Origin of the sequence: Hyalangium ruber (assembly GCF_034259325.1) — a bacterium.
GTDB classification, from domain to species: Bacteria; Myxococcota; Myxococcia; order Myxococcales; family Myxococcaceae; genus Hyalangium_A; species Hyalangium_A rubrum.
On the sequence record NZ_JAXIVS010000002.1, the window covers coordinates 500,219 to 522,807 of the forward strand.

General features: G+C 69.0%; 22 protein-coding genes. 12 read left to right on the forward strand and 10 right to left on the reverse strand.

Annotation, left to right across the window (positions count from 1 at the left end):
- The first annotated feature begins 95 nt into the window (after positions 1–95).
- Together SYV04_RS07065 and SYV04_RS07070 are read left to right on the forward strand one after the other, a co-directional pair.
- Positions 96–1,388 carry a citrate synthase family protein gene (locus SYV04_RS07065; protein ID WP_321544858.1) on the forward strand — a complete coding sequence of 431 codons (1,293 nt, stop codon included), beginning with the start codon at positions 96–98 and terminating at the stop codon, positions 1,386–1,388.
- A 54-nt stretch (positions 1,389–1,442) separates the two neighbouring features.
- Complete coding sequence (locus SYV04_RS07070; RefSeq protein ID WP_321544859.1) at positions 1,443–1,727, forward strand: hypothetical protein; 285 nt, start codon at positions 1,443–1,445, stop codon at positions 1,725–1,727.
- A 13-nt stretch (positions 1,728–1,740) separates the two neighbouring features.
- Here SYV04_RS07070 and ychF read toward each other — a convergent pair whose 3' ends face one another.
- The 8 genes from ychF to SYV04_RS07110 form a co-directional block, all read right to left on the reverse strand.
- A complete protein-coding gene (gene ychF, locus SYV04_RS07075; RefSeq protein ID WP_321544860.1) occupies positions 1,741–2,850 on the reverse strand; it encodes a redox-regulated ATPase YchF in 1,110 nt (369 codons plus the stop codon).
- A gap of 51 nt (positions 2,851–2,901) precedes the next feature.
- Positions 2,902–3,435: a F0F1 ATP synthase subunit B gene (atpF, locus tag SYV04_RS07080; protein WP_321544861.1), complete on the reverse strand. Its 534-nt coding sequence runs from the start codon at positions 3,433–3,435 to the stop codon at positions 2,902–2,904.
- A gap of 144 nt (positions 3,436–3,579) precedes the next feature.
- Complete coding sequence (locus SYV04_RS07085; RefSeq protein WP_321544862.1) at positions 3,580–3,810, reverse strand: ATP synthase F0 subunit C; 231 nt, start codon at positions 3,808–3,810, stop codon at positions 3,580–3,582.
- A gap of 137 nt (positions 3,811–3,947) precedes the next feature.
- Complete coding sequence (gene atpB, locus SYV04_RS07090) at positions 3,948–5,000, reverse strand: F0F1 ATP synthase subunit A (protein WP_321544863.1); 1,053 nt, start codon at positions 4,998–5,000, stop codon at positions 3,948–3,950.
- Positions 5,000–5,404 carry a hypothetical protein gene (locus SYV04_RS07095; protein WP_321544864.1) on the reverse strand — a complete coding sequence of 135 codons (405 nt, stop codon included), beginning with the start codon at positions 5,402–5,404 and terminating at the stop codon, positions 5,000–5,002. Before SYV04_RS07095 ends, atpB begins: the two co-directional genes overlap by 1 nt.
- Positions 5,401–5,664: an AtpZ/AtpI family protein gene (locus SYV04_RS07100; protein ID WP_321544865.1), complete on the reverse strand. Its 264-nt coding sequence runs from the start codon at positions 5,662–5,664 to the stop codon at positions 5,401–5,403. The genes SYV04_RS07095 and SYV04_RS07100 overlap by 4 nt, the downstream gene beginning before the upstream one ends.
- A 151-nt stretch (positions 5,665–5,815) precedes the next feature.
- Positions 5,816–7,222, reverse strand: a complete 1,407-nt coding sequence (locus tag SYV04_RS07105; RefSeq protein WP_321544866.1) for a putative metal-binding motif-containing protein — start codon at positions 7,220–7,222, stop codon at positions 5,816–5,818.
- 53 nt (positions 7,223–7,275) lie between these two features.
- Positions 7,276–8,280 carry an Rpn family recombination-promoting nuclease/putative transposase gene (locus tag SYV04_RS07110; protein ID WP_321544867.1) on the reverse strand — a complete coding sequence of 335 codons (1,005 nt, stop codon included), beginning with the start codon at positions 8,278–8,280 and terminating at the stop codon, positions 7,276–7,278.
- A gap of 173 nt (positions 8,281–8,453) precedes the next feature.
- Here SYV04_RS07110 and SYV04_RS07115 point away from each other — a divergent pair, with 173 nt between their 5' ends.
- From SYV04_RS07115 to SYV04_RS07150, 8 genes are all read left to right on the forward strand, one after another.
- The gene (locus SYV04_RS07115; RefSeq protein WP_422723915.1) at positions 8,454–8,771 is read left to right on the forward strand and encodes an ArsR/SmtB family transcription factor; all 318 of its coding nucleotides are present in this window, start codon (positions 8,454–8,456) and stop codon (positions 8,769–8,771) included.
- Between the two features lie 4 nt (positions 8,772–8,775).
- Positions 8,776–9,126: an SRPBCC domain-containing protein gene (locus tag SYV04_RS07120; RefSeq protein ID WP_321544869.1), complete on the forward strand. Its 351-nt coding sequence runs from the start codon at positions 8,776–8,778 to the stop codon at positions 9,124–9,126.
- A 20-nt stretch (positions 9,127–9,146) separates the two neighbouring features.
- Positions 9,147–9,605 carry an SRPBCC family protein gene (locus tag SYV04_RS07125; protein ID WP_321544870.1) on the forward strand — a complete coding sequence of 153 codons (459 nt, stop codon included), beginning with the start codon at positions 9,147–9,149 and terminating at the stop codon, positions 9,603–9,605.
- Between the two features lie 103 nt (positions 9,606–9,708).
- Positions 9,709–11,763 carry a methyl-accepting chemotaxis protein gene (locus SYV04_RS07130; RefSeq protein WP_321544871.1) on the forward strand — a complete coding sequence of 685 codons (2,055 nt, stop codon included), beginning with the start codon at positions 9,709–9,711 and terminating at the stop codon, positions 11,761–11,763.
- 108 nt (positions 11,764–11,871) lie between these two features.
- Positions 11,872–13,926, forward strand: a complete 2,055-nt coding sequence (locus SYV04_RS07135; RefSeq protein ID WP_321544872.1) for a methyl-accepting chemotaxis protein — start codon at positions 11,872–11,874, stop codon at positions 13,924–13,926.
- Positions 13,927–14,087: 161 nt separating this feature from the next.
- A complete protein-coding gene (locus SYV04_RS07140) occupies positions 14,088–14,624 on the forward strand; it encodes a (2Fe-2S)-binding protein (protein WP_321544873.1) in 537 nt (178 codons plus the stop codon).
- Entirely contained in the window at positions 14,621–15,616 is a 996-nt protein-coding gene (locus tag SYV04_RS07145) for an FAD binding domain-containing protein (protein ID WP_321544874.1), read from the forward strand. Before SYV04_RS07140 ends, SYV04_RS07145 begins: the two co-directional genes overlap by 4 nt.
- Positions 15,613–17,847, forward strand: coding sequence for a xanthine dehydrogenase family protein molybdopterin-binding subunit (locus SYV04_RS07150; RefSeq protein ID WP_321544875.1), 2,235 nt, complete (start codon positions 15,613–15,615; stop codon positions 17,845–17,847). The genes SYV04_RS07145 and SYV04_RS07150 overlap by 4 nt, the downstream gene beginning before the upstream one ends.
- A gap of 13 nt (positions 17,848–17,860) precedes the next feature.
- On the opposite strand, the gene SYV04_RS07155 is transcribed toward SYV04_RS07150, so the two are convergent.
- Together SYV04_RS07155 and SYV04_RS07160 are read right to left on the reverse strand one after the other, a co-directional pair.
- Entirely contained in the window at positions 17,861–18,109 is a 249-nt protein-coding gene (locus SYV04_RS07155; RefSeq protein ID WP_321544876.1) for an acyl carrier protein, read from the reverse strand.
- A gap of 141 nt (positions 18,110–18,250) precedes the next feature.
- A complete protein-coding gene (locus tag SYV04_RS07160; protein WP_321544877.1) occupies positions 18,251–19,186 on the reverse strand; it encodes a hypothetical protein in 936 nt (311 codons plus the stop codon).
- Positions 19,187–19,303: 117 nt separating this feature from the next.
- Between SYV04_RS07160 and SYV04_RS07165 the strand changes: the two genes are divergently transcribed.
- Together SYV04_RS07165 and SYV04_RS07170 are read left to right on the forward strand one after the other, a co-directional pair.
- Entirely contained in the window at positions 19,304–19,801 is a 498-nt protein-coding gene (locus SYV04_RS07165; protein ID WP_321544878.1) for a YbhB/YbcL family Raf kinase inhibitor-like protein, read from the forward strand.
- A gap of 46 nt (positions 19,802–19,847) precedes the next feature.
- Positions 19,848–22,490, forward strand: a complete 2,643-nt coding sequence (locus tag SYV04_RS07170) for an ATP-binding protein (RefSeq protein ID WP_321544879.1) — start codon at positions 19,848–19,850, stop codon at positions 22,488–22,490.
- Positions 22,491–22,589 lie beyond the last annotated feature (99 nt).

Here is a 22,589-nt window from a genome sequence, read left to right on the forward strand (position 1 = left end):
TGCTTCAGCTCTCCATGTGCCTCCCGACGCTCGGACCTCATCTCGACAGTCTGTCGAGTCGAGTCGACAATCTCTCCTCGGAGGCCTCGAGAGCCATGGTGAAGAGCAAGGGAGGGCGTTCTCCATCTCGATTGGACGATCGCCATGAGGAGCTGCTGTCGGCGGCCGAGGCTTCAACACTCCTGGGAGTGAAGCGAGCGACGCTCTACACGTACGTGAGCCGAGGGCTCGTGCGCTGCGTGCCCGAACGGGGGACGAAGGAGAACCGCTATGTGCGCGCGGACGTGGAGCGCCTGAAGGCGCGGCATGACGCGCGAGCGGGACACGCAGCGGTGGCCTCGGGAGCGCTGCGGTGGGGCGAGCCAGTCATCGACTCCTCGGTGACGCGAGTGGGGGCGGAGGGGTTGGCCTACCGAGGACACTCCGCGGTAGAGCTGGCGGTGAGCGGGCGCTCCTTCGAGGAGGTGTCGGAGTTGCTGTGGACAGGCGAGTTGCCGGCCTCGCCCGCCCGCTGGCCCGTGCCAGAGCTTCCCTTCCCACCTTCCACGCTGGTGGGACTGCTCCCTCGGGATGCGCCCCCGCTGGCGGTGCTCTCGACGGTGGTGCCGCTGCTGGGCGTGGCGGATGCGGTCCGCTTCGCCGCGCCTCCGGAGCAGGAGCGGCTGCGAGCCCAGCGTCTGCTGCGCCACCTGGGCGCGTGGGTGGGCGCGGCACACGGCGCAGGCCGGGTAACCCATGCGCTGAAGGAGCCGACGGTGGCTGCCTCGCTGGCCCAGGCCTGGGGCGTGGCGGCGAAGCGAGCACCGGAGCTGCTCGATCGGGCGCTGGTGCTGTGCGCGGATCACGAGCTGAACGTCTCCACCTTCGCCGCGCGGGTGACGGCCTCCTCGGGAGCGGACCTGTACGCGTGCGTGAGCGCGGCGCTCGCGGCGCTCTCGGGCCCCCGGCATGGCGGGGCTTGCGATCGCATCGAGGCGCTGATGCAGGAGGTGGGCAGGCCCGAGCGCGCGGCCACGGTGGTGCGCGAGCGGCTGCGCCGGGGCGAGTCCGTGCCGGGCTTCGGACACACGCTCTACCCGGACGGAGACCCTCGCACCCCGCCCCTGCTGGAAGTGGCCTGGGCGGTGCGTCCGGAACCCGTGGCGGTGCGGGTGGTGCGCGCGGTGGCGGAGGCCATGCGCGAGGCGGGACACCCACCGCCCACGGTGGATCTCGGGCTGGTGGCGCTGGCCTCGGCGCTGGGGCTCCCGCCGGGCGCGGCGACGGCGGTGTTCGCGGTAGGACGCGCCGCGGGCTGGGTGGCTCACGTGCTAGAGCAACGCGAGCAGGGCCACCTGCTGCGCCCCCGCGCGCGGTATGTGGAACCCTCGACTGTGCGCACCGGGTGACGCTTCTTCCGAGTCCGTCCTCGCCTCATTCGGGCGCCGTACTAGGGTGGGCGCGTGACTCCACGCTCCTTTCCCCCCTGGCTCCTCGTCGCGCGATTGCTCGGCACCGTGGCGCTCATTGGCGCGCTCGCGGTCGCCCTCCAGCCGGGAATCCTTCCTCCCTGGCTGGGGCCCGTCTTCCTGGGTGTGTTCCTGGTCCTACGCGTGGGCAGCGAGTGGCTCATGGCCCTGCGCTACCCGGACCCCGAGGGCCGCCACCGCCGCTCCGCCATCCTCAACACATTGATAGCGATCGGCGTGGTGGCCTTCTGGTTCTACCTCCGCAAGCGCGGACTGTGAGGCGGCAAGCGCGCTACACGTTGAAGCGGAAGTGCATGCAGTCGCCGTCCTGGACGACGTACTCCTTGCCTTCCACGCGCAGCAGGCCCTTCTCCTTCACCGCGCTCTCGCTGCCGAGCTTGATGAGGTCCTCCCAGCGCATCACCTCGGCCTTGATGAAGCCGCGCTCGAAGTCCGAGTGGATGACGCCGGCCGCCTGCGGGGCCTTGTAGCCCTTGAGGATCGTCCAGGCGCGGCACTCCTGCTCGCCCACCGTGAAGTACGTCTGCAGGCCCAGCAGCTTGTAGCCCGCCCGCACCACCTTGTGCAGGCCCGGCTCGCTCAGCCCCGCGCTCTCCAGGAAGCCCGGCCGCTCCTCCTCGGGGAGCTGCTGGATCTCCGCCTCCATCGCCGCCGCCAGCACCACCACCTCGGCGCCTTCCTTGGTGGCCATCTCCTTCACGGAGCGCACGTGCGGCGACTCATCCTCCTTGCCGATCTGCCCCTCGGAGATGTTCGCCACGTACAGCACCGGCTTGTCCGTCAGCAGGAACAGCTCGCGGATGGCGGCGTGCTCGTCGGCATTGAGCTTCTGCCCGCGCACCGTAATCCCCGCGTCCAGCCCCGCCTTCACCTTGTCCAGCAGCGCCAGCTCCGCCTTGGCCTCATCGCCCGCCTTGCCGCCCATCTTCGCGTTGCGCTGGGCGCGCTCGCGGCGCTTCTCCACCGTCTCCAGGTCCTTGAGGCACAGCTCCGTGTCGACCACGTCCCGGTCCCGCACCGGGTTCACGCCGCCTTCGACGTGGGTGACGTTGTCGTCCTCGAAGCAGCGCAGCACGTGCAGCACCGCGTCCACCTGGCGGATGTTGGCCAGGAACTGGTTGCCCAGGCCCTCGCCCTTGGAGGCGCCGCGCACCAGGCCCGCGATGTCCACGAACTCCAGCGAGGTGGGGATCTTCTTCAGCGGCTTGATGAGGGCCGACAGCTTGTCCAGCCGCTCATCCGGCACCGGCACCACGCCCACGTTCGGCTCGATGGTGCAGAACGGGTAGTTGGCCGCCTGCGCGCCCGCGGCGGACAGGGCATTGAAGAGGGTGGACTTGCCCACGTTGGGCAAGCCGACGATTCCGATGGAGAGCGCCATGACGGTTCCTTCGAACAGCGCGGAGGGCGGGCCGCTTCCCGGCGTGCCTGCTTAGGCGCGCGGCGTGCCGCCAGGACCGACCGGCAGGCCCTTCACGAACTGCTCGGCCAGGGCGCGGTGCTTGCTGTCGTCCATGCGCTCGGCGATGAGCTTGCCCGCCACCTCGAGGGCCAGGTCCACCGCCATCGTCCGAACCTCCGCGATGGCCTTGGTCTTCTGGTCCTCGATTTCGCGGCGCGCCTGGGCCTTGAACTCCTCGGCCTCCTTGCGGCTCTTGGCCATCAGCTCCTCGCGGTACTTCTCCACGTCCTGCTGGTTCTTGCGCATCATCTCCGCGGCGTCGCGACGCGCCTCGGCGATGGCCGTCTTCTGGTCGGCCAGCAGCTTCTCGGCCTCGGCGCGCTCACGCTTGGCGCTCTCGATGGCGCTGGCGATCTGCTTCTCGCGCTCCTCCACCAGCGACAGGATGGGGCCCCACGCCTTCCAGCGCAGCACCACGAGCACGGCGACGAAGGTGATGAGGGTCCAGAAGATGAGGCCCGGGCGGACCTCCAGGAAGCTGGCGGCGAGGACGGTAGGCAGCATGGCGGCGTGTCCTGGGACGGCGGGAAGAAGGGGTGAGACGAAAACCGACGACGAACTGCGGACTGCGAACTTCGGACCGCGAGGCCGGCGCCCGCTCCAAGGCGAACGCCGGGCCCACGGGACTGCTCGCGCGACTTAGGTCACTTAGGTCTTCGTCGCGAGCAGGATGCAGATCACCAGCGCGAACAGCGTGGCGCCTTCGATGAGCGCCGCGGCGATGATCATGGAGGTGCGGATGTCACCGCCGGCGGCCGGCTGACGGCCCGTGGCCTCCATGGCGGCGGCGGCCAGCTTGCCGATGCCGAGGGCGGCGCCAATGATGGAGAGGCCGGCGCCGATACCGGCGGCGAGGAACGCGAGAGCGACGTTGGTCATGGGAGTGGTTCTGCTTTCTTCGTAGGTGGGACCCGCTTGTGGGGGGGTCTCGTTGTGTCCCTTTTGGACGACCTCCGGCGACCTTTCGAATCGCCGGGTTCTGGCCGAGGCCCGTGCCGCCGGGCCTCGATAACTCGTTACATGTGCGCCCGACCGTGGTCGTGGCTGGCGCCGCCCTCGGCGTGGCCGTGGCCCAGGTCCGCGCCGTGGTCACCGTGGTCGTGGTGGTGGCCCATCGCCACGCTCATGCCGATGAAGAGCGCCGACAGCATGGTGAAGACGTAGGCCTGCACGAAGGCGACGAAGAGCTCCAGGAAGTAGATGCCCATGGCGAAGGGCACCGCCACCAGGCCCACCGCCGCGCTGCCCATCAGGAAGATGAGGCCCAGCAGGAAGAAGATGACGATGTGGCCCGCCAGCATGTTGGCGAACAGACGCATCGTCAGGGCGAAGGGCTTGGTGAACAGGCCGAGGATCTCGACCGGAATCATGATGGGCCACAGCAGCGGGTGAACGCCGCCGGTCAGGTGCTTCAGGTAGCCACCGAGGCCCGCCGCGCGGATGCCGGCGATCTGCGTGACGATGAAGGTGCAGATGGCCAGGGCGCAGGTGACGGCGATGTTACCGGTGGCGGTCGCCATCCACGGGAACAGGCCCAGCAGGTTCATGAAGAGGATGAAGAAGAACGCGGTGAGCAGGAAGGGCACGTAGCGCGGGCCCTCCTCCTTGCCGATGTTCTTGATGGCCAGCTCGTCGCGCACGAAGAGCACCAGCATCTCGAACAGGTTGGCGCCCGCCCCGCGCGGCACCAGCTTCGACTTGTCGCGGTTGCTCCAGATGAAGATGGTGGCCAGCAGCAGCGCCGTCGCCACCCACATCATCACCGTGTGCTTGGTGATGGACAGATCCAGGCAGCCCTGGGTGATGCCCGGCACCACATTGCCGTGGTCCGTCATCGTCGGCGTACAGGCCCCCTCGTGGAAGGGGATGTAGATCTCCGGCAGGTGGATGGCGACGTGGTCGTGGCTGAGGGGAACCTCGAACTCGTACTCGTGCGAGTCCGCCACGTGGTGGAGGATGTAGCCCGCCACGTCCTCCTTGCCGTGCTCAGCGCCCTCGGCGGGCGCCGCCGACGCGGCGTACACCGAAGCCGCGAACAGACTGGCGATCAGGACCATTGCCTTGCGCATCACTCGTCTCCGCCCGCGGCGATTCGCGCCGCGGCGCTCACGTAGCTGATTTCCACCCACTGCAGCACAAAGTAGACGCCGAAGAAGCCGACGACGAACCCCCACGCCTCCAACCCCCGCGACACCATCGCGTACAGCCCCGCCGCCACGGCCACCACCCTCAGGGCGAACACCATGCCCACGGCCTTCATCGCGGCCCGGAGGCTCTTGCGCACCGCCCGCCGCTTGAGCGGCAGGGACACCGCCCCGGTGAGCGCCGCCAACCCCACTCCCCACACCGCCGGCCACCGGTTCTCGGGCGTCTGCGGCAACCCCGCCGCCAGCGCCAGCCCCACCACCGCCACTCCCGCCGCCACCATCACGTGGTTGCGGAACGCCTCCTCCGCCGCCGCCTGCTCCTTCACTTCTTCTTCCCCAGCCGGGTCATCTCGTGGAGGAACCCGTAGAAGCCCACGACGATCCCCACCACGCTCAACCCCACCAACCCCCAGGGCTTCGTCCCCAGCCATCGGTCCATCAGCAAGCCACCCAGCACGCCCACCACCGCCCCGCCGACCATCTTCCACACCGCGGAGATGTAGGGCACGGCCGCCTGCATCTGCCGGGCGGTGGGCGACAGCTCGTCGCCCTCCTTCCCACCCTTCTCCCGGGGCTCCTCAGCCATCGGACGCCTCCAACTCCCGGGAAAACCTCGGGTTTCCACCACACACCCGCCCCGTGCGCCACTGGCGCGCGCGCCGCTTAGCACTGAAGACGCGGCATGCGCAACCGCTACGCTTCAACAGAGGGAGTCGGAGCAGAAGGGCGCGGAATGCCTAGGGGAAGCCAAAGTCCACCGTGTAGTCCGCCTGGAAGCTCGGTGTCGGGGTGACGGACTCGGGCTGGATGAGGATCTCCACGCGCTGGACCTGGCGCAGGACGCGGAGGATGTCCGGGCTGCTGTTGCCACCCACCACCCAGCTTCCCACCCCGCCATCCGCGGTGGGCATCCGGACGATCTCCTGGAGGAGAACGGGAGCCGCCCCCTGGAGCAGGCGGCCCTGGTGAACGAGCCGCAGGAAGCCCCCGGGCCCACATAGGAGCACCACGGGCTGGTTGTGGTCGCTCCAGCGGCTGCCCGAGGAGTTGACGCCTCCGTCGCTGCGGAAGGTGCCGAAGAGCTTGAGGTTGGCCCCCGGCCGGCTGAGGTCCCACGAGCCGCCATCCCGCTGCTCGGCCCAGAAGACGTGGCTGCCGGCGCCGGCGCCGCGCCACACACTGCCCGACACGCTATCCGCGGGCGCGGCGGCCGCGTTGTCCTTCACGCAGGAGCCAGGACCTCCGTTGAGGCTGGTCAGCAGGTACTTGGCGCCCCGCGCCACCCCCGGCTCGTTGATCAACGTGGTAGGCCCGCCGCACTCGGGCTTGTCGTCCGCGGTTCCGTCGCAATTGTTGTCCAGGCCATCGCACTTGTCCGAGACGGGGAAGACGGTCTGCTCGCACGCGTCGGCGCCAGAGCGGCAGATGCGCCGGCCCTGGGCGCACAAGCCCAGGGCGCCGGAGACGGTGCAGGGCTGTCCCGCCTCGGCGATGTCGTCGGTCACCCCGTTGCAGTTGTCGTCCACGGCGTTGCAGACCTCGGAGGCGGCGGGATGGATGCTGGCGTTGGCGGGCGCGCAGTCGTTCATGCTCGCGGTCCAGCCGGGCGGGGGCTGGCAGAAGATGCGGGCGTTGGCCGGGTCTCCGAAGCCGTCCTGGTCGTCGTCCTGGAACCAGAGACCGCCATCGAGGCCCTCGTCGATGTCGCCGTCACAGTCGTTGTCGCGGCCGTCGCACTGCTCGGGCGCCGCCGGGTAGAAGAGGACGCCGTTGGCGGCGGGGTTGTCGTTGCAGTCGTCGTCGTTGGTGGCCACCTGGAGCGTGGTCGGCACGGCACAGCGCAGCAGGGGCTCGGTGAGGTTGCCGTAGCCGTCTCCGTCCTCGTCGCGGAAGTAGCGGGTGGCCGTGCCGCCATCGGCGCACATGCCACCGTCCAGCACACGGCTGAGACACAGGGGTTCTCCACGCTCTGAGCAGCACACCCCGTCATCACAGACGAGGCCGCCGTCGGCGCACTCGGAGTCCTGGGAGCAGGTGTAGTACCCGTCCAGGGGCGGGGTTTCGTAGCAGGCGCCAAAGAGCGTGGCGCACAGCACGAGGGCCAAGAGGCCCGAGCAGACGAGGCGTTGCGGAGTGGGAGACATGGCGCCAGCGGCTCCTTGGAAGCCCTCCATCGTAGCGCTTCATGCCCTCGGGCTCAGGGGGTCACGTCCTCCAGGACCTCCGAGAGGCGGGTGGCGGTCAGGGCGCGATCGAACCAGCGATCCAGGGTTTCCATGTCTCTGCACGCCAGGATGCGCTGGCGGGACTCGGCATCCACGTACACGCCCCGCGCAACGAGCGCCCGAAGCACACTCTGGGCTTGTCCCTTGGCCAATCCCTCCAGAAGTCCCTGCTGACGCCCCTGCTCAATGAGCTTCTCTCCCACGGTCGGCATCAGTTCCTCCACTCGCTGAGCACCTACGGCTGCCTGTAATACCTCTACCGTAGCGACTTGTGCCGCTTCATCTCCCACCAGCAGCAGGTAATGAACTACTGCACGGAGAGCCTCCAAGCCATGAGGCGTGCCCTGAACCTGGACGAAGAGCGCCTGCCAGCCCGGTAGCCGTTCCGCCAGCTCCTCGGTGCGCCCATACCGAAGGAGCCGCCACGCCAGCCGCACCAGGGGCGGGCCTGGGCGCGCCAGCAGCGCCTCAACCCTCTCGGCCGTCAAGTCATCCACCTGGTACTCGAAGCGCGGAAGCAACGCCCTCCAGCGCTCGGGCCACTGCGCTCCTTCAGGCACCTCGAAGAGCTCTTCCACCCGGCGAGGGGCGCTCCAAGCCCCCTCCGGCCCGTGGTACAGCACCAGCGGGAGGATGAGCGGCAGCACCTCCTGATCCGGGTGTTCCTGTCGCCAGCGCTCCAACTGGCGAACCACGTAGCGCAGCATGCGCAGCGCCATCCACCGGTCCACCGACGACTGGTGCTCGATGAGCACGTAGAAGAGCAGCGCCCCGCCCCCACGCAGCCGCGCGGAGAAGAGCAGGTCGCTCTCGGTCTCCCTCAGCTCCGGGTCGATGACGGAGCCTGACTCCCGGTGCAGCGTGTCCCAGTCCACCTGGGACACCAGCTCGACAGGCAAGGCCGCGCGCAGCTCGGCCGCCGCATGCTCGGGGTGACCGAAGGTGAGACGGACAAAGAGGTCGTGGGGGCCAGACATCGCGCGACAGGCCCCAAGCACAAGGCGGGCCAGTGCCACCGCCGCAGGGAAGGGATGGCACGCAAGCGTCCGCCGCGCGAGCGCACCGTCCAGCGCTAGAGACTCCTCAGCTTATGACTTGCGCGTTATATAACGCATGCGCAATATACGAAGCGATGGATGTCTTCGAGGCCGTGGCCGAACCGAACCGCCGATTCCTCCTGGAGCTGCTCGCCGAGGGTGGGCGCTCGGCGGGCGAGCTCGTGGAGGCCCTGCCCTCTCTCACGCAGCCGGCGGTCTCGCGGCACCTGCGGGTGCTGCGCGAGGTCGGGCTCGTCGAGGTCCGCCCCGAGGCCCAACGCCGCATCTACACGCTGTGCCCGGAGCGCCTGGTCGAGCTGGACCAGTGGCTGAGCCGCTACCGCCGCTTCTGGTCCGACCGGCTCGATGCCCTCGAGCAGCACCTCAACACCACCCACGGCACCCCTCGCCCCAACGGAAAGACCAGGTAAGCCCATGCCCCAGGACAAGCGAACCGGCACCATCACCCTCCAGGAGGACGTCGCCACCCTCACCTTCGAGCGGCGCATCCCCCATCCGATCGAAGCGGTCTGGGCCGCCATCACAGAGCCCCAGCAGCGCGCCGTCTGGTTCGGCGCCACCACCGCCCTGGAGACGCGCGTGGGCGGAGCGATCGAGATGGTCGCCGACGGCCCGCCCTCGCCGCCCGAGGTGCGCCACATGGTCGGGAAGATCCGCGTCTGGGAGCCGCCCCGCGTGTTCGAGCACGAGTGGCACCAGCGCATCGTCGGCGACAGAGAGGTGGCGAGCCACTACGGCGCGACGTTCTCGGCCGCCCGCGCATAACCCTTGAGGAGGACCTTCCCATGAGCACCCAACTCCCAATCGTTGCCCGCGTCACCCGTCGCTTCACCCACCCGCCCGAGCGCGTCTTCGACGCCTGGCTTGATCCCCAGCAGGTCCGGCGCTGGATGGCGGCCTCCATCCCCCGACGCAAGATGGCGTCCACGGCCGAGTTGCTGCGCGTGGAGATCGACGCGAGGGTCGGAGGCACCTTCTCCTTCGTGGAGCTGCGAGACGGAGAGGAGGTCGAACACACCGGCGAGTATCTCGAGCTCGACCGGCCCCGCCGCCTCGTGTTCACGTGGGCGGTCCCCAAGTACTCGGCCGACCGGGACCGGGTGAGCATCGACATCGTCCCCCAGGACACCGGGTGCGAGCTCACCTTGCTCCACGAGATGAAGCCGGAGTGGGCCGAGTACGAGAGCCGCACCGTGGCCGGCTGGACGCTCATGATCGACTCGATCGCCGGGACGCTCGGCTAGCGACCTTCGCCCGAGGCACCGTGCAGACGAGCGGCCGGTTGGCCGGAAAAAATGGGCTCCGAAGTTTTGCTGATACAGGTGGGCTCGACGAATGCCCGAGCCCATGGTTCTCCGTAAGAGTCTCGCGACGAAGCTGCTCATCGCCCTTTGCACCACCATCTTCCTGGCCCTGGGCCTCCTTGTCTGGGTCCTCAACCGGGAGCTGTCACACGTCGCCCAGAGCGAGGCGTCCCGGATCGCGACCCAGGAGGCCCAGCACGCCGCGGACCTCATCAACGCCCAGCTCGATGAGGCGATGATCCCCGCCAGGACGATCGCGCAGATGCTCCTGGCCCAGAAGGTCACCGGTCCGGCGGACCGCCGCCTTGCTGACGCCCAGCTCCGAAAGATCCTCGAGGACAACCCCCACCTCCTGGGCATCTGGACGGTGTGGGAGCCGAACGCGTTCGACGGGAAGGACGCGGACTTCGCCAACACCCCTGGTACGGACGCGACGGGGCGCTACCTCCCCTACTGGAACCGCGGTGCCGGATACATCCAGCGCGAGGTCAACGTCGATTACCAACACGAGACCTTGGGGGGACCGAGCGACTATTACCTCCTCCCCCAGCGGAGCAAGAACGAGGTCATCATGAACCCGTTCTCCTACACCGTCGCCGGTAAGCTGACGCTGCTCACCAGCGCCATCGTTCCGATCTTCCTCGACGGCAAGTTCCTCGGGGTCGTGGGCGCGGATCTCTCGCTCGAGCACATCCAGCAGGAGGTCGCGAAGGTCCAGCCCTTCGGAACCGGACATGCCCTCCTCCTCTCGAACAACGCCGCCTACGCCTCGCACCCCTCGGCGGAGCTTCGCGGAAAACCGATCGGGACCTCGCCCGCCGAGACGCTGATGAAGACCACGCTCTCGAGCGGGAACAAGAGCGTGGGCCGTGTCCACTCGGAGCTGCTCCAGGGCGAGGCGATTGAAGTGGTGGTTCCCTTCCGCATCGGCAGGACCACGACACCGTGGGCCCTGGCCGTCTTCGTGCCGCTCGACCAGGTGCTCGCGCCGGCCAACGACCTGCGCCGGTTCATGATTCTGTACGGCATGCTCGCGATAGGGGTGCTGGCCATCGCGGTCATCCTCGTGGTCCGCCGCATCACGGAGCCGCTCGGGTCGCTCTCCGCCGTCGCCTCTCGCATCGCCGAGGGCGATCTCACCGGAAAGATCGACCACCGCTCCTCCGACGAGATCGGCCTGCTGGCCGAGGCCTTCCGCTCGATGCAGGACCGGCTGGCGCAGGTGATTGGAGAAGTGCGCGAGGGCGCGACGGTGCTCTCCTCGGCCTCCTCGCAGCTGTCAATGATGTCCCAGTCGCTCTCGAGCGGCACGAGCGAGCAGGCCGCGACGGCCGAGGAGATGACGTCGAACCTCCACCGGATGAGCTCCTCCATCGGCAAGAACGCCGACAGCAGCCGCCGCGTCGAGGCGCTCGCGCTCCAGGGCACCTCCGCCGCCGAGGAGTGCAGTCGGGCCGTCTCCGAGACCGTGGAGGCGATGAAGCAGATCGCCTCTCGCATCTCCGTCATCGACGAGATCGCCTACCAGACGAACCTGCTCGCGCTCAACGCCGCCATCGAAGCGGCGCGCGCGGGCACGCACGGCCTGGGCTTCGCGGTCGTCGCGTCCGAGGTCCGCAAGCTCGCGGAAGGAAGCCAGTCCTCCGCGAAGCAGATCGTCGCGCTGACGACGAGCAGCGTGAAGATCGCCGAGCGCTCGGGAGCGCTGCTCCGAGGGCTCGTCCCGTCGATCGGCGCGACGACCGAGCTGGTGAAGGACGTTGCCACCCTATCGCATGAGCAGGCGTCGGGCGTCGGGCAGCTCAGCAGGGCGATGGTCGCCCTGAACGAGACGACGCAGCAGAGCGCCTCGGCCGCCGAGGAGCTGTCGGGCATGGCGGAGGAGCTGGCGACCCAGGCGGAGACCCTGCTGCAGCGGATGAGCTTCTTCCGCGTGACCGAGCCCCACCCCCGCGAGGAGGGCACTGCCCGCCCCGGCGAGCCGCTCTTCGCGCTCGGGCGTCCTGGCGCTCCGCTGTCGCACCTCTCGAATCAGCGGCAGCTCCCGGAGCCTCCGCGGAACGAAGTGCTCGCGAAGAACGAACTCCGGGCCGACTGACGCCTGCTGCCTGAGGCACGTGCAGGCGAGCGCGCGGTCGGCCTGGACCTCCCGGCGCGCTCGGGGATCTCCTGATACATCCCTGCACTCCGCCCAATGCGCACGCCCATGGCCTTCCGTAAGAGTCTCGCGACCAAGCTGCTCGTTGCCCTCTGCAGCATCATCCTCCTGGCCCTCTGCCTCCTTGTGTGGATGCTGAGCCGGCAGTTGTCGCGCATCGCGGATGAACAGACGCCCCTACAGGCGGCCCAGGCCGCCGAGCACTCCGCGGCCGTCATCAACGCCCACTTCGACGAGGTGATGATCCCCGCCCGGACGGTCGCGCAGATGCTCGTGGCCCAGAAGCTCACCGGCTCGACCGACCGCCGCGCCGCCGACGCCCAGCTCAAGAAGGTCCTCGAGGACAACCCCCAGCTCTTCGGCATCTGGACGGTGTGGGAGCCGAATGCGTTCGACGGAAAGGACGCGAGCTTCGCCAACACCCCCGGGACGGACGCCACGGGGCGCTACATCCCCTACTTCCACCGTGGCGCCGGACACATCCAGCTCGAGCCCAGCGTCGACTACGAGGGCCAGGCCCTTGGGGGACCGAGCGACTATTACCTCCTGCCGCAGCGGAGCGGCAACGAGGTCATCATGAACCCGTACCGCTACACCGTCGCCGGCAAGCCGACACTGCTCACCAGCGCCGTCGTGCCGCTCCTGCTCAACGGCAAGTTCCTCGGGGTGGTGGGCGCGGACTTCACGCTCGATCAGATCCAGAAGGAGGTCGCGAAGATCCGCCCCTTCGACACGGGACATGCGTTCCTCGTCTCGAACAACGCCGCGTTCGTCTCGCACCCGTCGGCGGAGCTCCGAGGCAACCCGATCGGCGCCTCGCCCGCCGAGGCGTTGATCAAAGCCAGCCTCTCAAGCGCCAGCACGAAGAGCGCCCGGGTCCACTCGGAGGTCCTCAACGCCGAGGCGATTGAAGTGGTGGTCCCGCTCCGCATCGGCAAGACCACGACGCAGTGGGCCCTGGCCGTCTTCGTGCCGCTCGAGAAGGTGCTCGCACCGGCCAACGAGCTAAGCCGGTCCATCATCATGCTCGGGGTGCTCGTGCTCGGCGCGATTGGCCTCGGGGTCATCCTCGTGGTCCGTCGCATCACGAAGCCGCTCGGGATGATCTCCTCCGTCGCCACGCGCATCGCGGAGGGCGACCTCACAAGCAAGCTCGACTACCGCTCCTCCGACGAGATCGGCGCCCTGGCTGACGCGTTCCGCTCGATGCAGGACCGACTGGCCCAGGTGATTGGAGAGACCCGCGCGGGCGCGGCGGCACTCTCCTCGGCGTCCTCGCAGCTGTCGATGATGTCCCAGTCGCTCTCGAGCGGCACGAGCGAGCAGGTCGCGACCGCTGAGGAGATGAGCGCGAACCTCCAACTGATGAGCGCGTCCATCGGCAAGAACGCCGACAGCAGCCGCCGCGTCGAGGCGGTCGCTCGAGAAGGAGCCGCCGCCGCCGAGCAGTGCAGCCGGGCCGTCTCCGAGACCGTGGAGGCGATGAAGCAGATCGCCTCGCGCATCTCCGTCATCGATGAGATCGCCTATCAGACGAACCTGCTCGCGCTCAACGCCGCCATCGAAGCGGCGCGCGCGGGCGCGCATGGGAAGGGCTTCGCGGTCGTCGCGTCCGAGGTCCGCAAGCTCGCGGAAGGAAGCCAGTCCTCCGCGAAGCAGATCGTCGCGCTGACGACGAACAGCGTGAAGATCGCCGAGAACTCGGGGACGCTGCTTCGAGAGCTCGTTCCTTCGATTGGATCGACCTCGGGCCTGGCGAAGGATGTCGCCACCGTGTCGAACGAGCAGTCCGCGGGCGTCGGGCAGCTCAGCAGGGCCATGATCGGCCTGAACGAGACGGCGCAGCAGAGCGCCTCGGCCGCCGAGGAGCTGTCGAGCATGGCGGAGGAGCTGGCCTCCCAAGCGGAGAGCCTGCTGCGGCAGATGGGCTTCTTCCGCATCACCGAGTCCCACCCTCGCGGCGAGGGGAATGCGCGCTCCGGCGAGCAACTCTTCACCAGCATGCGCTCGGGCACTCCGCTGTCGCACCTCTCGCATCAGCGGCAGGCCGCGGAGACACCGCGCGACGGCGCGGCCGCGAAGAACGTGCTCCGCGTCGACTGACCTCTACTCCACAAGAGGAGGCCGGCTCGCGGAGCCTGTATCCATTACCCAATCATTGGGCAGGGTGCGCGTGAACCTCCTCGAAGACGGAGGTGAGGCCCGTGCCTATTACACCCGACTGTCGCGGTGGCCCTGCGGGGCCCACCCAGGGAGGTGTATCCATGAATCCCTCATCTCAGGATCCGGCTGCTGGAGAGAAGTCGGAGGGCCTGCCCTCGACGCACTCGGTCACCCTCAAAATCAATGGCGCGGAGAAGCGCCTGGAGCTCGCTCCATGGACGACCCTGCTCGACCTGCTGCGTGAGCACCTCGGCCTGACCGGAACGAAGAAGGGCTGTGACCACGGTCAATGCGGGGCCTGCACCGTCCTCGTCAACGGCAAGCGCATCAACGCGTGCCTGACCCTGGCGGTCATGCAGGAGGGCGCGGAGGTGACCACCGTCGAAGGGCTCGCCTCTGGCGAGGCCCTGCACCCCGTCCAGGCCGCGTTCATCGAGCATGATGCGTTCCAGTGCGGCTACTGCACTCCCGGGCAGATCTGCTCCGCCGTGGGGCTGATCAACGAGGGCAAGGCCAAGACCGTGGATGAGCTCCGCGAGCTGATGAGCGGCAACATCTGCCGGTGTGGCGCCTATCCCAACATCCTCGCGGCCATCGAACAGGCGATGCGCGAGAGCGGAAGGAGCCCCAAGCGATGAATCGCTTCTCCTATGAGCGGGCAGAGAACGTCGCGGGGGCCGTGGGTTCGATTGCCCGGAATGAGCGGGCCCGGTTCATTGCCGGCGGCACCAATCTCCTCGACTTGATGAAGGAGAACGTCGCGCGCCCCAACCAGCTCATCGACATCACCCGCCTGCCCTTGAAGGGGATCGACGCCAGCCAGGACGGAGGCCTGAGGATCGGCGCGCTCGTCACCAACTCGGACCTCGCCTACAACGCGGAGGTGGAGCGGCGCTATCCGCTGCTGTCGAAGGCGATCCTCGCGGGCGCCTCGGCGCAGCTGCGCAACATGGCGACGACGGGCGGCAACCTGCTCCAGCGCACGCGCTGTTCGTACTTCTATGACACGGGCACGCCCTGCAACAAACGAGCGCCCGGCACAGGCTGCGGCGCGATCGAGGGCTTCAACCGCATGCACGCCATCCTGGGCACCAGCGGCGCGTGCATCGCCACCCACCCCTCGGACATGTGCGTGGCGCTCGCGGCCCTCGAGGCAATCGTTCGCGTGACGGGGCCGAAGGGAGAGCGCGCCATCCCCTTCGCCGAGTTCCACCGGCTACCCGGCGACACGCCGCACCTGGACACGAACCTGGGCCAGGATGAGCTCATCACCGCCGTGGAGCTGCCGGCCCAAGGCTTCTCCGAGCACCACGCCTACCTCAAGCTCCGTGACCGCCTGTCGTATGCGTTCGCCCTCGTGTCGGTCGCCGTGGCGCTCGACATGAAGGACGGCCACATCCAGGAAGCCCGGCTCGCGCTCGGCGGCGTGGCCCACAAGCCGTGGCGAGACCCGCGAGCCGAGGCGCTGCTGCGTGGCAAGCCCGCCACGGAGGAGCACTTCCGGGCCGTGGCGGAGGCGCTCCTTCGCGACGCGAAGGGCTTTGGTCGCAACACCTTCAAGATCGAACTGGCGAAGCGCGCCGTGGTGCGCGCCCTGCGGCAAGCCGCTGGCCTGGAGTCACAGCCATGACGAAGACGACCTCCCCGCTGGGACAGCCGGTCAGCCGCGTCGAAGGTCGCCTCAAGGTGACGGGGCAGGCGAAGTACGCCGCGGAGTTCAACGTCCCTGGCCTCACCTACGGTGTCGTCGTGTCGAGTACGGTCGCCCGAGGGCGCATCCAGAAGCTCGACGCCAGCGAGGCCCTCGCGCTGCCAGGCGTGCTGCACGTCTTCACCCACGAGAATCGGCCGAGCCTCGCCTGGTTCGATCGCAACTACCAGGACGAGGACGCGCCCTCCGGCTCGCCGTTCCGGCCGCTGCACGACGACAAGCTCGTCTACAGCGGCCAGCCCATCGCGCTGGTCGTCGCCGAGACGTTCGAGCTCGCCTCCTATGCGGCCTCGCTCGTGCGGGTCGAGTACGCGCCCCGCGCCCACGAGACGGACCTGCGCGCGCGGCGAAAGGAAGCCTACGAACCGAGCAAGGGCAAAGGCGGCTACGAGCCACCGCCCAAGCCCCGAGGCAACGCCGACAAGGCCCTGGCCAGCGCCGCCGCGCGCGTCGACGCGGAGTACTCCTCGCCCGTCGAGCACCACAACCCCATGGAGCCGCACGCCACCACGGTGGTCTACGAGGACGACGGCACGCTTACCCTCTACGACAAGACCCAGGGCGTGCAGAACACCCAGAAGTACATCTCGAAGGTCTTCAAGCTCTCCGAGGACGAGGCGCGCGTGCGCTCTCCCTTCGTCGGCGGCGCGTTCGGCTCGGGGCTGAGACCGCAGTATCAACTGTTCCTGGCGGTCATGGCGGCGCGAGAGCTGAAGCGCTCGGTCCGGGTGTCGCTGACCCGCCAGCAGATGTTCACCTTCGGCCACCGCCCCGAGACGTTGCAGCGGGTGGCGCTCGGCGCCTCCTCCGACGGCAAGCTCGTGTCCATCATCCACGAGGCCATCGCGGAGACCTCGCGCTTCGAGGACTACATCGAGGTCGTCGTCAACTGGTCGGGCCTGCTCTACCAGTGCGACAACGTCCGGCTCGACCACAAGCTCGTCCAGCTGGACAACTACACGCCGGTCGACATGCGCGCGCCCGGCGCGGTGCTCGGCGTCTACGCGCTGGAGTCCGCGATGGACGAGCTGGCCCACCAGCTCCGCATCGACCCCCTCGAGCTGCGCCTGAGGAACTACACCGAGCGGGACCAGAACAAGGACAAGCCGTTCTCCAGCAAGGAGCTACGGGCCTGCTACCAGCAGGGCGCCGAGCAGTTCGGCTGGGCCCGACGAAGCCTTGCCCCACGCTCGATGCGAGAAGGCAAGCAGCTCGTCGGCTGGGGCATGGCCACCGGCATCTGGGAGGCCATGCAACAGCCGGCCAGCGCCAAGGCCGTCTTGAGCATCGACGGCACGCTCACCGTTAGCAGCGCCACCTCCGACATCGGCACTGGCACCTATACCGTCATGACGCAGATCGCCGCCGACACGCTCGGGCTGCCCATCGACGCCGTGACGTTCAAGCTCGGAGACTCCTCCCTGCCCCCCTCGCCCCTCCAGGGCGGCTCGTGGACCGTGTCATCGGTCGGCTCGGCGGTGAAGGCCGCCTGCGAGAAGGTGCGCGAGCACCTGTTCAAGCTCGCCCGGAAGGTGGACGGCTCGCCACTGGCCAAGGCCAGCCTCGAAGAGGTGTCCTTCTCGGGCGGGCGGATCCACCTGAGCGCCGACCCATCGAAGGCCGTGTCGCTCACCGCCGCGATGCGACAGGGCGGAGTCCTGCACCTCGAGGAGCAGGTGCTCTCCCTGCCCAACATGCCCGAGCAGAACAAGTTCACGCGCTGCACCCACTCGGCGGTGTTCGCGGAGGTGAAGGTCGACGAAGACCTCGGCGTCGTGAAGGTCTCTCGCGTCGTCTGCGCCGTCGCGGGCGGACGCATCCTGAATCCGAAGACGGCGCGCAGCCAGATCCTCGGCGGCATCGTCGGCGGCATCGGCATGGCCCTGCAGGAAGAGACCGTCATGGACCCGAAGCTCGGCAGGTTCATGACCCACAACCTGGCCGACTACCACGTGCCCGTGAATGCCGATGTCCACGACATCCAGGTGCTCTTCGTCGACGAGGAGGACTCGGTCGTCAACCCGCTCGGAGCCAAGGGCCTGGGAGAGATTGGCATCGTCGGCGTCGCTGCGGCGATCGCCAATGCCATCTTCCACGCGACCGGCAAACGCGTCCGCGGTCTGCCGATCACGCTCGACAAGCTCCTGTGAACCGAGGGGCCTGTCAGGCCTGGCTGGCGAGGTTCTTCGAGATGACCGCGACGACCTCGCCCAGCGAGGGGTCCGGCGGCATCGACACAACGTTCATGTCGGCGCCCAGCTCGGTCTCGAGGTCGATCATGATCTCCGCCACATAGAGCGAGTCGATGCCCAGGTCGCGGAGGCGGACATCCTCACGCAGCGTGTTCATGGCGAGCCCGTAGCGCTCGTGGAGGATGTTGCGGATTTTGGTGAGCAGCGCGGTTTGGTCCATGGTGCGATTCCTCGGGAGTCAGGGCCAGGGGGTGGGGGTTCGCCCCGGTTCCGTGGACACGGGGGTTGAGTGCCAACTTACCAAGTAGGGCGGCACGAACATACCCCCTGGGACTCAAACAGCGACCCGCTGAGGGCGCGGCTACTCGCCTGCCGAGGCCAGATCGAAGACGAACAGGCCTACGCCCGCCGCCGACAGGGCTCCACCCACGCCCAGCAACACGTTGCCGGCTCGCGCGTAGCGGTCGGACTTCTCGTAGGCCTCGCGCGCTTCCGGGTAGCGCGTACACACACGCTCCGAGTCCAGGCAGGGCCGCACATCCGCGCGCGCGCCCCGTGACAGCCCGCCCGCCACCAGCGAGCCCGCCACCGCCAGCGCCCCCAGACTGAAGGTCACATAGGAGGTGGCCCGCAGCCCCTTGCCGCGCGGAGCCGCTCCCGGCGCCAAGGGCGAGGAGGCCTCGGTGGGAGCCGTCAGCCTCAGGCGCGCCCCCTCGGGGACGAGCTCCCGAGACAGGGAGGCCTCCCCCGAGGGCAGCAGCAGATCCACCTCATGGGGCCCCGCGGGCAGCGGCGTCACCTCTCCCGAGAGAACGAGGACGCGGCCATCCACCCGCACGCGGGCGGACTCCGCCTCCAACACCAGCCCGCCCCAGCCCTTGCGAGCGAAGGCGGGCACCAGCGCGGCCAGCGCGGGGCGCAGCGCCTCCTTCAGCCCCGCCAGCGCCACGCCGGACACCTTCCTCCGCACGGGGTTCGCCTGGACACCCTCCACCCAGGCGAGCTCCACCTCCACGGAGCCGCGCCGCGCGGGCGTCACCAGCAGGAAGAGGCCCTGCTCGGCCTGCGCCTCGGTGAGCCGCTCGCGCAGGCACGCGTCATCCGCGCAGCGGCGCGACAGGCCCGACACGGGGTTGACGGTGAGAGAGGTCAGCTCCCTCGCCAGCTCCGTCGCGGCGCCGAGTGCTCGCTCGGCCTCCGAGGCTCCAAGGCTCCCTCCATCGAGGATTCGCACCGAGAGCCGCTCGGCGGCGGTCGCGGGCAGGGCCAGCAGGAGCAGGAGCAGGGGCAGCTTCACGCCCATGACTCTAGACCAGGGGCGCGAGCCCGTGCCGCCTGTCCTGAGTCCTCCTCGCGGCGGCGCCCGGCCATCTCCAGTCTGAGAAGGGACAACTCCCACCACCGGAGGACACCCATGCCGAGGCCCCTTGAGCTCACATCGCCGCGCTTCAGCGATGGCGAGACCATTCCCATTGCCTTCACCCACGAGGGAGAGGACAAGGCCCCGCCCCTGCACTGGGAGGGGGTGCCAGCAGGGACTCGGAGCCTCGCCCTCGTGGTCGAGGACCCGGACGCACCCGACCCTCGCCACCCTCAGCGCACCTGGTGCCACTGGGTCCTCTACAACATCCCTCCCGGGACGAGGGACCTGCCCGAGGGCGCCACCCCCGACACGATGCCGCCTGGCATCCGCCAGGGCCTCAATGACTGGCATCGCCAGGGCTACGGCGGCCCCTGCCCCCCCATCGGCCGGCACCGTTACTTCTATAAACTCTATGCTTTGGACACCGTGCTGCCCGACCTGGGCTCCCCCACCCGCGCCCAGCTCCTCGCGGCGATGAGGGGGCACATCCTCGCGGAGGCCGACCTCATCGGCACGTACGAGAAGACGCACCCCCACGTCCAGGCGTGATGCCCCGGAGTCGGCTTCCCCACTTTGAGCGGGGGTGCGATGGTTCATGGTCGTGACCACGCCCTCCGAAGCCGGCGCGAAGTACCGGCACTTCGACGCGATGCCCCTGGGTCTCGGGGTCATCCGCGAGGGACTGATGGTGTACGCCAACGCGGCGCTGCTGCGGCTGCTCGGGCTCGGCGAGGACCAGGTCGTCGGAAAGCCGTTCCAGCAGCTGGGAGAGATCGCCTCCTGGGAGGGGGCGCTGTTGGACCGGTACACGCGCCGCATGCGGGGCGAGCTGGTGCCGATGGAGTACGAGCTCTCGCTGCACACCGCCACGGGTGAGCAACGGGTGGAGGTCTCCGTCTCCGTCGAGGGGAGCGATGCGGTGGTGCTGGTGCGGGATGTGAGCGCTCGCGCCCACCACCGCTCGCTGCTCCAGCGGCTGGCGGAGGTGGGCGCCGTCCTGCCCGGCCTGCGCACCGAGCGGGAGGTGCTGAACCGCGTCTTCTCGGCCCTGGCGGAGCTGGGCTTCACCTCTGGCTACCTGGTGCCCGAAGGCCAGCGGGTGCGCCTGGAGCGGGTGTGCCTGGGGCCTACCCTCGCCTCGCTCGCGCCGGAGCGAGCCCGGGTCGAGGGCAGGAGCGGCGTCTGGTCTCCCCTGCTGGAGCAGGCGTGGAAGGAGGGCGCCGCCTATGAGGCCGAGCTGGTGCAGGAGCTCTCCCGCTTCGCGACCTTGGAGGGCACCCACCAGGCCCAGACGCTGCTGAGCCAGGCGCAGTTGCACGTCATCGGCGTGCGCATCGAGGTGGGAGGGCAGCGCCAGGCGGTGCTCGTGGTCGCGGCGGATTGGCTCCGGGAGGACTCGCTGCCTCCGCTTCGGCTCTTCGGGGCCCAGGTGTCCGCGGCGCTCGAGGCGGCACTCACCATCTCCCAGCTCTCGGCGCAGAACACCGCGCTCGCCGCGCTCAACCGGCTGGCCGCCACCGCCGCCACCGCCATGGAGCCGGCCGCCTTCTTCAAGCCCTGCGCGCAGGAAATCACCCGCCTGCTGCACAACGACGCCCTGGGCATCTTCCTGCGCGTGGAGGACTCGCAGGAGGTGGAGCTGGTGTACTCGCACGGCCTGGACAAGGAGATGGTCGACCAGTACCGGCGCCCGCCCCTGCAGAACAGCCTCTCGGGCCGGGCGATGCAGCTGGGCAAGCCCCAGGTGGTGGACGCGGAGTCCTGCCCCAGCCCCACGCGCGAGAACATGCTGCGTCTGGGCCTGGCCACCGTGGTGGTGCTGCCCCTGCGCGTGCGCGCGCACGCGGTGGGCACCCTCGTCGTCGCCTTCCGCCGGCTCCGCCGGCTCACCGCCCTGGAGCGAGAGACGCTGCAGGCCATGGGCGCGCACCTCGCCGCCGCCACCGAGTCGCACCGGCTGCTGACCGAGGTGCGCCGGCGCGCCAATGACCTCATCCTCATCCACGAGGTGGGCCGCAACATGGTGGCCACCCTGGAGATGGACGTGCTGCTCCGGGTCGGCGTGGAGGGCCTGGCGCTCATCGCCCGCGCCCCCAATGCCCTGCTGCTGCTGCTGGACGAGCAGGAGCAGCACCTGGAGATACGGGCCACCGCCCTCCAGCCCACGCCTCCGGAGGTGCGCAGCATCTCCCTGCCCATCTCGGATCCGGAGCACTCCTTGTCCGTGGCGGCGCTGCACTCGCGCATGCCCATCCTCGTGGAGGATGCGCGCGCGGACCCACGGGTCCATCCAGAGCTGGGCCGCCTGCTCAACGTGCGCGCCGCACTGGTGCTTCCACTCATCGTGCGCGAGCGCGCCGTCGGCGTGGCCTTCATCCTGGAGAGCGAAGGCCCCCGCGTCTTCACCCCCTCGGAGGTGGAGCGCGCCAGCGCCATCACCTACCAGCTGGCGCTGGCGCTGGAGCAGGCCCGCCTCATCGAGGACTTGCGCAAGCGCAACGAGGAGCTCAAGCGCACCCAGGAGCAGCTCGTCCAGCGCGAGCGGCTGGCGGCGCTCGGTGAGCTGTCGGCCGTGGTCGCCCACGAGGTGCGCAACCCCCTGGGCGCCATCTTCAACTCGGTGGCCACCATCCGAAGGATGATCGGCCCCGCCAGCCCCGCGCTGCAGTTGGTGAACATCGTCGGCGAGGAGGCGGAGCGGCTCAACCGCATCGTGGATGATCTGCTGCACTTCTCACGCCCTCCCTCGCCCAACCCCGTGCCGGTGCCGCTGTCGCGGCTGCTGGAGGACTCGGTGCGAGGAGCGCTGGCGGACTCCCGAGGCGGGGTGAAGGTGGACTGGGCCCTGGAGGCCCAGGTGCCCCCCGTGCTCGCCGACGAGCGGATGATGCGGCAGGCCTTCCTCAACCTGGCCCTCAACGCCGTGCAGGCCATGCCCGACGGAGGCACCCTGCGGGTGGGAGCGCGGCGCGTGGATGGCTCGTCCTCCGAGCTGCAGGTGGAGTTCACCGATACCGGCTCGGGCATCTCCCCCGAGGTGCGCAAGCGCATCTTCGAGCCCTTCTTCACCACCAAGGCGAAGGGGACCGGGCTGGGGCTGGCGCTCGTCAAACGCATCATCGAAGCCCACGCGGGCAGGCTCACCATCGAGTCCCAGCCGGGCCAGGGCACCACCTTCCGCCTCTTCCTGCCGTGCGAGTCGGAAGGTACCCAGCCGCTGATCAACACAGACCACTGAGTCAGGCGTTGACGCAATGCAACGCAACATGACGCGGTGCAGAAGTTGATGAGTGATTCATATTTCGGATCAGCCCCAGAGTGAAAGTGATACCTTCCG

What these genes read in the sequence shown, in the direction of transcription:
- SYV04_RS07065 (WP_321544858.1), top strand. Translation starts at nt 96, where the DNA reads ATGGTGAAGAGCAAGGGAGGGCGTTCTCCATCTCGATTGGACGATCGC.
- ychF (WP_321544860.1), bottom strand. Translation starts at nt 2,850, where the DNA reads ATGGCGCTCTCCATCGGAATCGTCGGCTTGCCCAACGTGGGCAAGTCC.
- atpF (WP_321544861.1), bottom strand. Translation starts at nt 3,435, where the DNA reads ATGCTGCCTACCGTCCTCGCCGCCAGCTTCCTGGAGGTCCGCCCGGGC.
- SYV04_RS07085 (WP_321544862.1), bottom strand. Translation starts at nt 3,810, where the DNA reads ATGACCAACGTCGCTCTCGCGTTCCTCGCCGCCGGTATCGGCGCCGGC.
- atpB (WP_321544863.1), bottom strand. Translation starts at nt 5,000, where the DNA reads ATGCGCAAGGCAATGGTCCTGATCGCCAGTCTGTTCGCGGCTTCGGTG.
- SYV04_RS07100 (WP_321544865.1), bottom strand. Translation starts at nt 5,664, where the DNA reads ATGGCTGAGGAGCCCCGGGAGAAGGGTGGGAAGGAGGGCGACGAGCTG.
- SYV04_RS07105 (WP_321544866.1), bottom strand. Translation starts at nt 7,222, where the DNA reads ATGTCTCCCACTCCGCAACGCCTCGTCTGCTCGGGCCTCTTGGCCCTC.
- SYV04_RS07110 (WP_321544867.1), bottom strand. Translation starts at nt 8,280, where the DNA reads ATGTCTGGCCCCCACGACCTCTTTGTCCGTCTCACCTTCGGTCACCCC.
- SYV04_RS07120 (WP_321544869.1), top strand. Translation starts at nt 8,776, where the DNA reads ATGCCCCAGGACAAGCGAACCGGCACCATCACCCTCCAGGAGGACGTC.
- SYV04_RS07125 (WP_321544870.1), top strand. Translation starts at nt 9,147, where the DNA reads ATGAGCACCCAACTCCCAATCGTTGCCCGCGTCACCCGTCGCTTCACC.
- SYV04_RS07130 (WP_321544871.1), top strand. Translation starts at nt 9,709, where the DNA reads ATGGTTCTCCGTAAGAGTCTCGCGACGAAGCTGCTCATCGCCCTTTGC.
- SYV04_RS07135 (WP_321544872.1), top strand. Translation starts at nt 11,872, where the DNA reads ATGGCCTTCCGTAAGAGTCTCGCGACCAAGCTGCTCGTTGCCCTCTGC.
- SYV04_RS07140 (WP_321544873.1), top strand. Translation starts at nt 14,088, where the DNA reads ATGAATCCCTCATCTCAGGATCCGGCTGCTGGAGAGAAGTCGGAGGGC.
- SYV04_RS07145 (WP_321544874.1), top strand. Translation starts at nt 14,621, where the DNA reads ATGAATCGCTTCTCCTATGAGCGGGCAGAGAACGTCGCGGGGGCCGTG.
- SYV04_RS07150 (WP_321544875.1), top strand. Translation starts at nt 15,613, where the DNA reads ATGACGAAGACGACCTCCCCGCTGGGACAGCCGGTCAGCCGCGTCGAA.
- SYV04_RS07155 (WP_321544876.1), bottom strand. Translation starts at nt 18,109, where the DNA reads ATGGACCAAACCGCGCTGCTCACCAAAATCCGCAACATCCTCCACGAG.
- SYV04_RS07165 (WP_321544878.1), top strand. Translation starts at nt 19,304, where the DNA reads ATGCCGAGGCCCCTTGAGCTCACATCGCCGCGCTTCAGCGATGGCGAG.
- SYV04_RS07170 (WP_321544879.1), top strand. Translation starts at nt 19,848, where the DNA reads ATGGTCGTGACCACGCCCTCCGAAGCCGGCGCGAAGTACCGGCACTTC.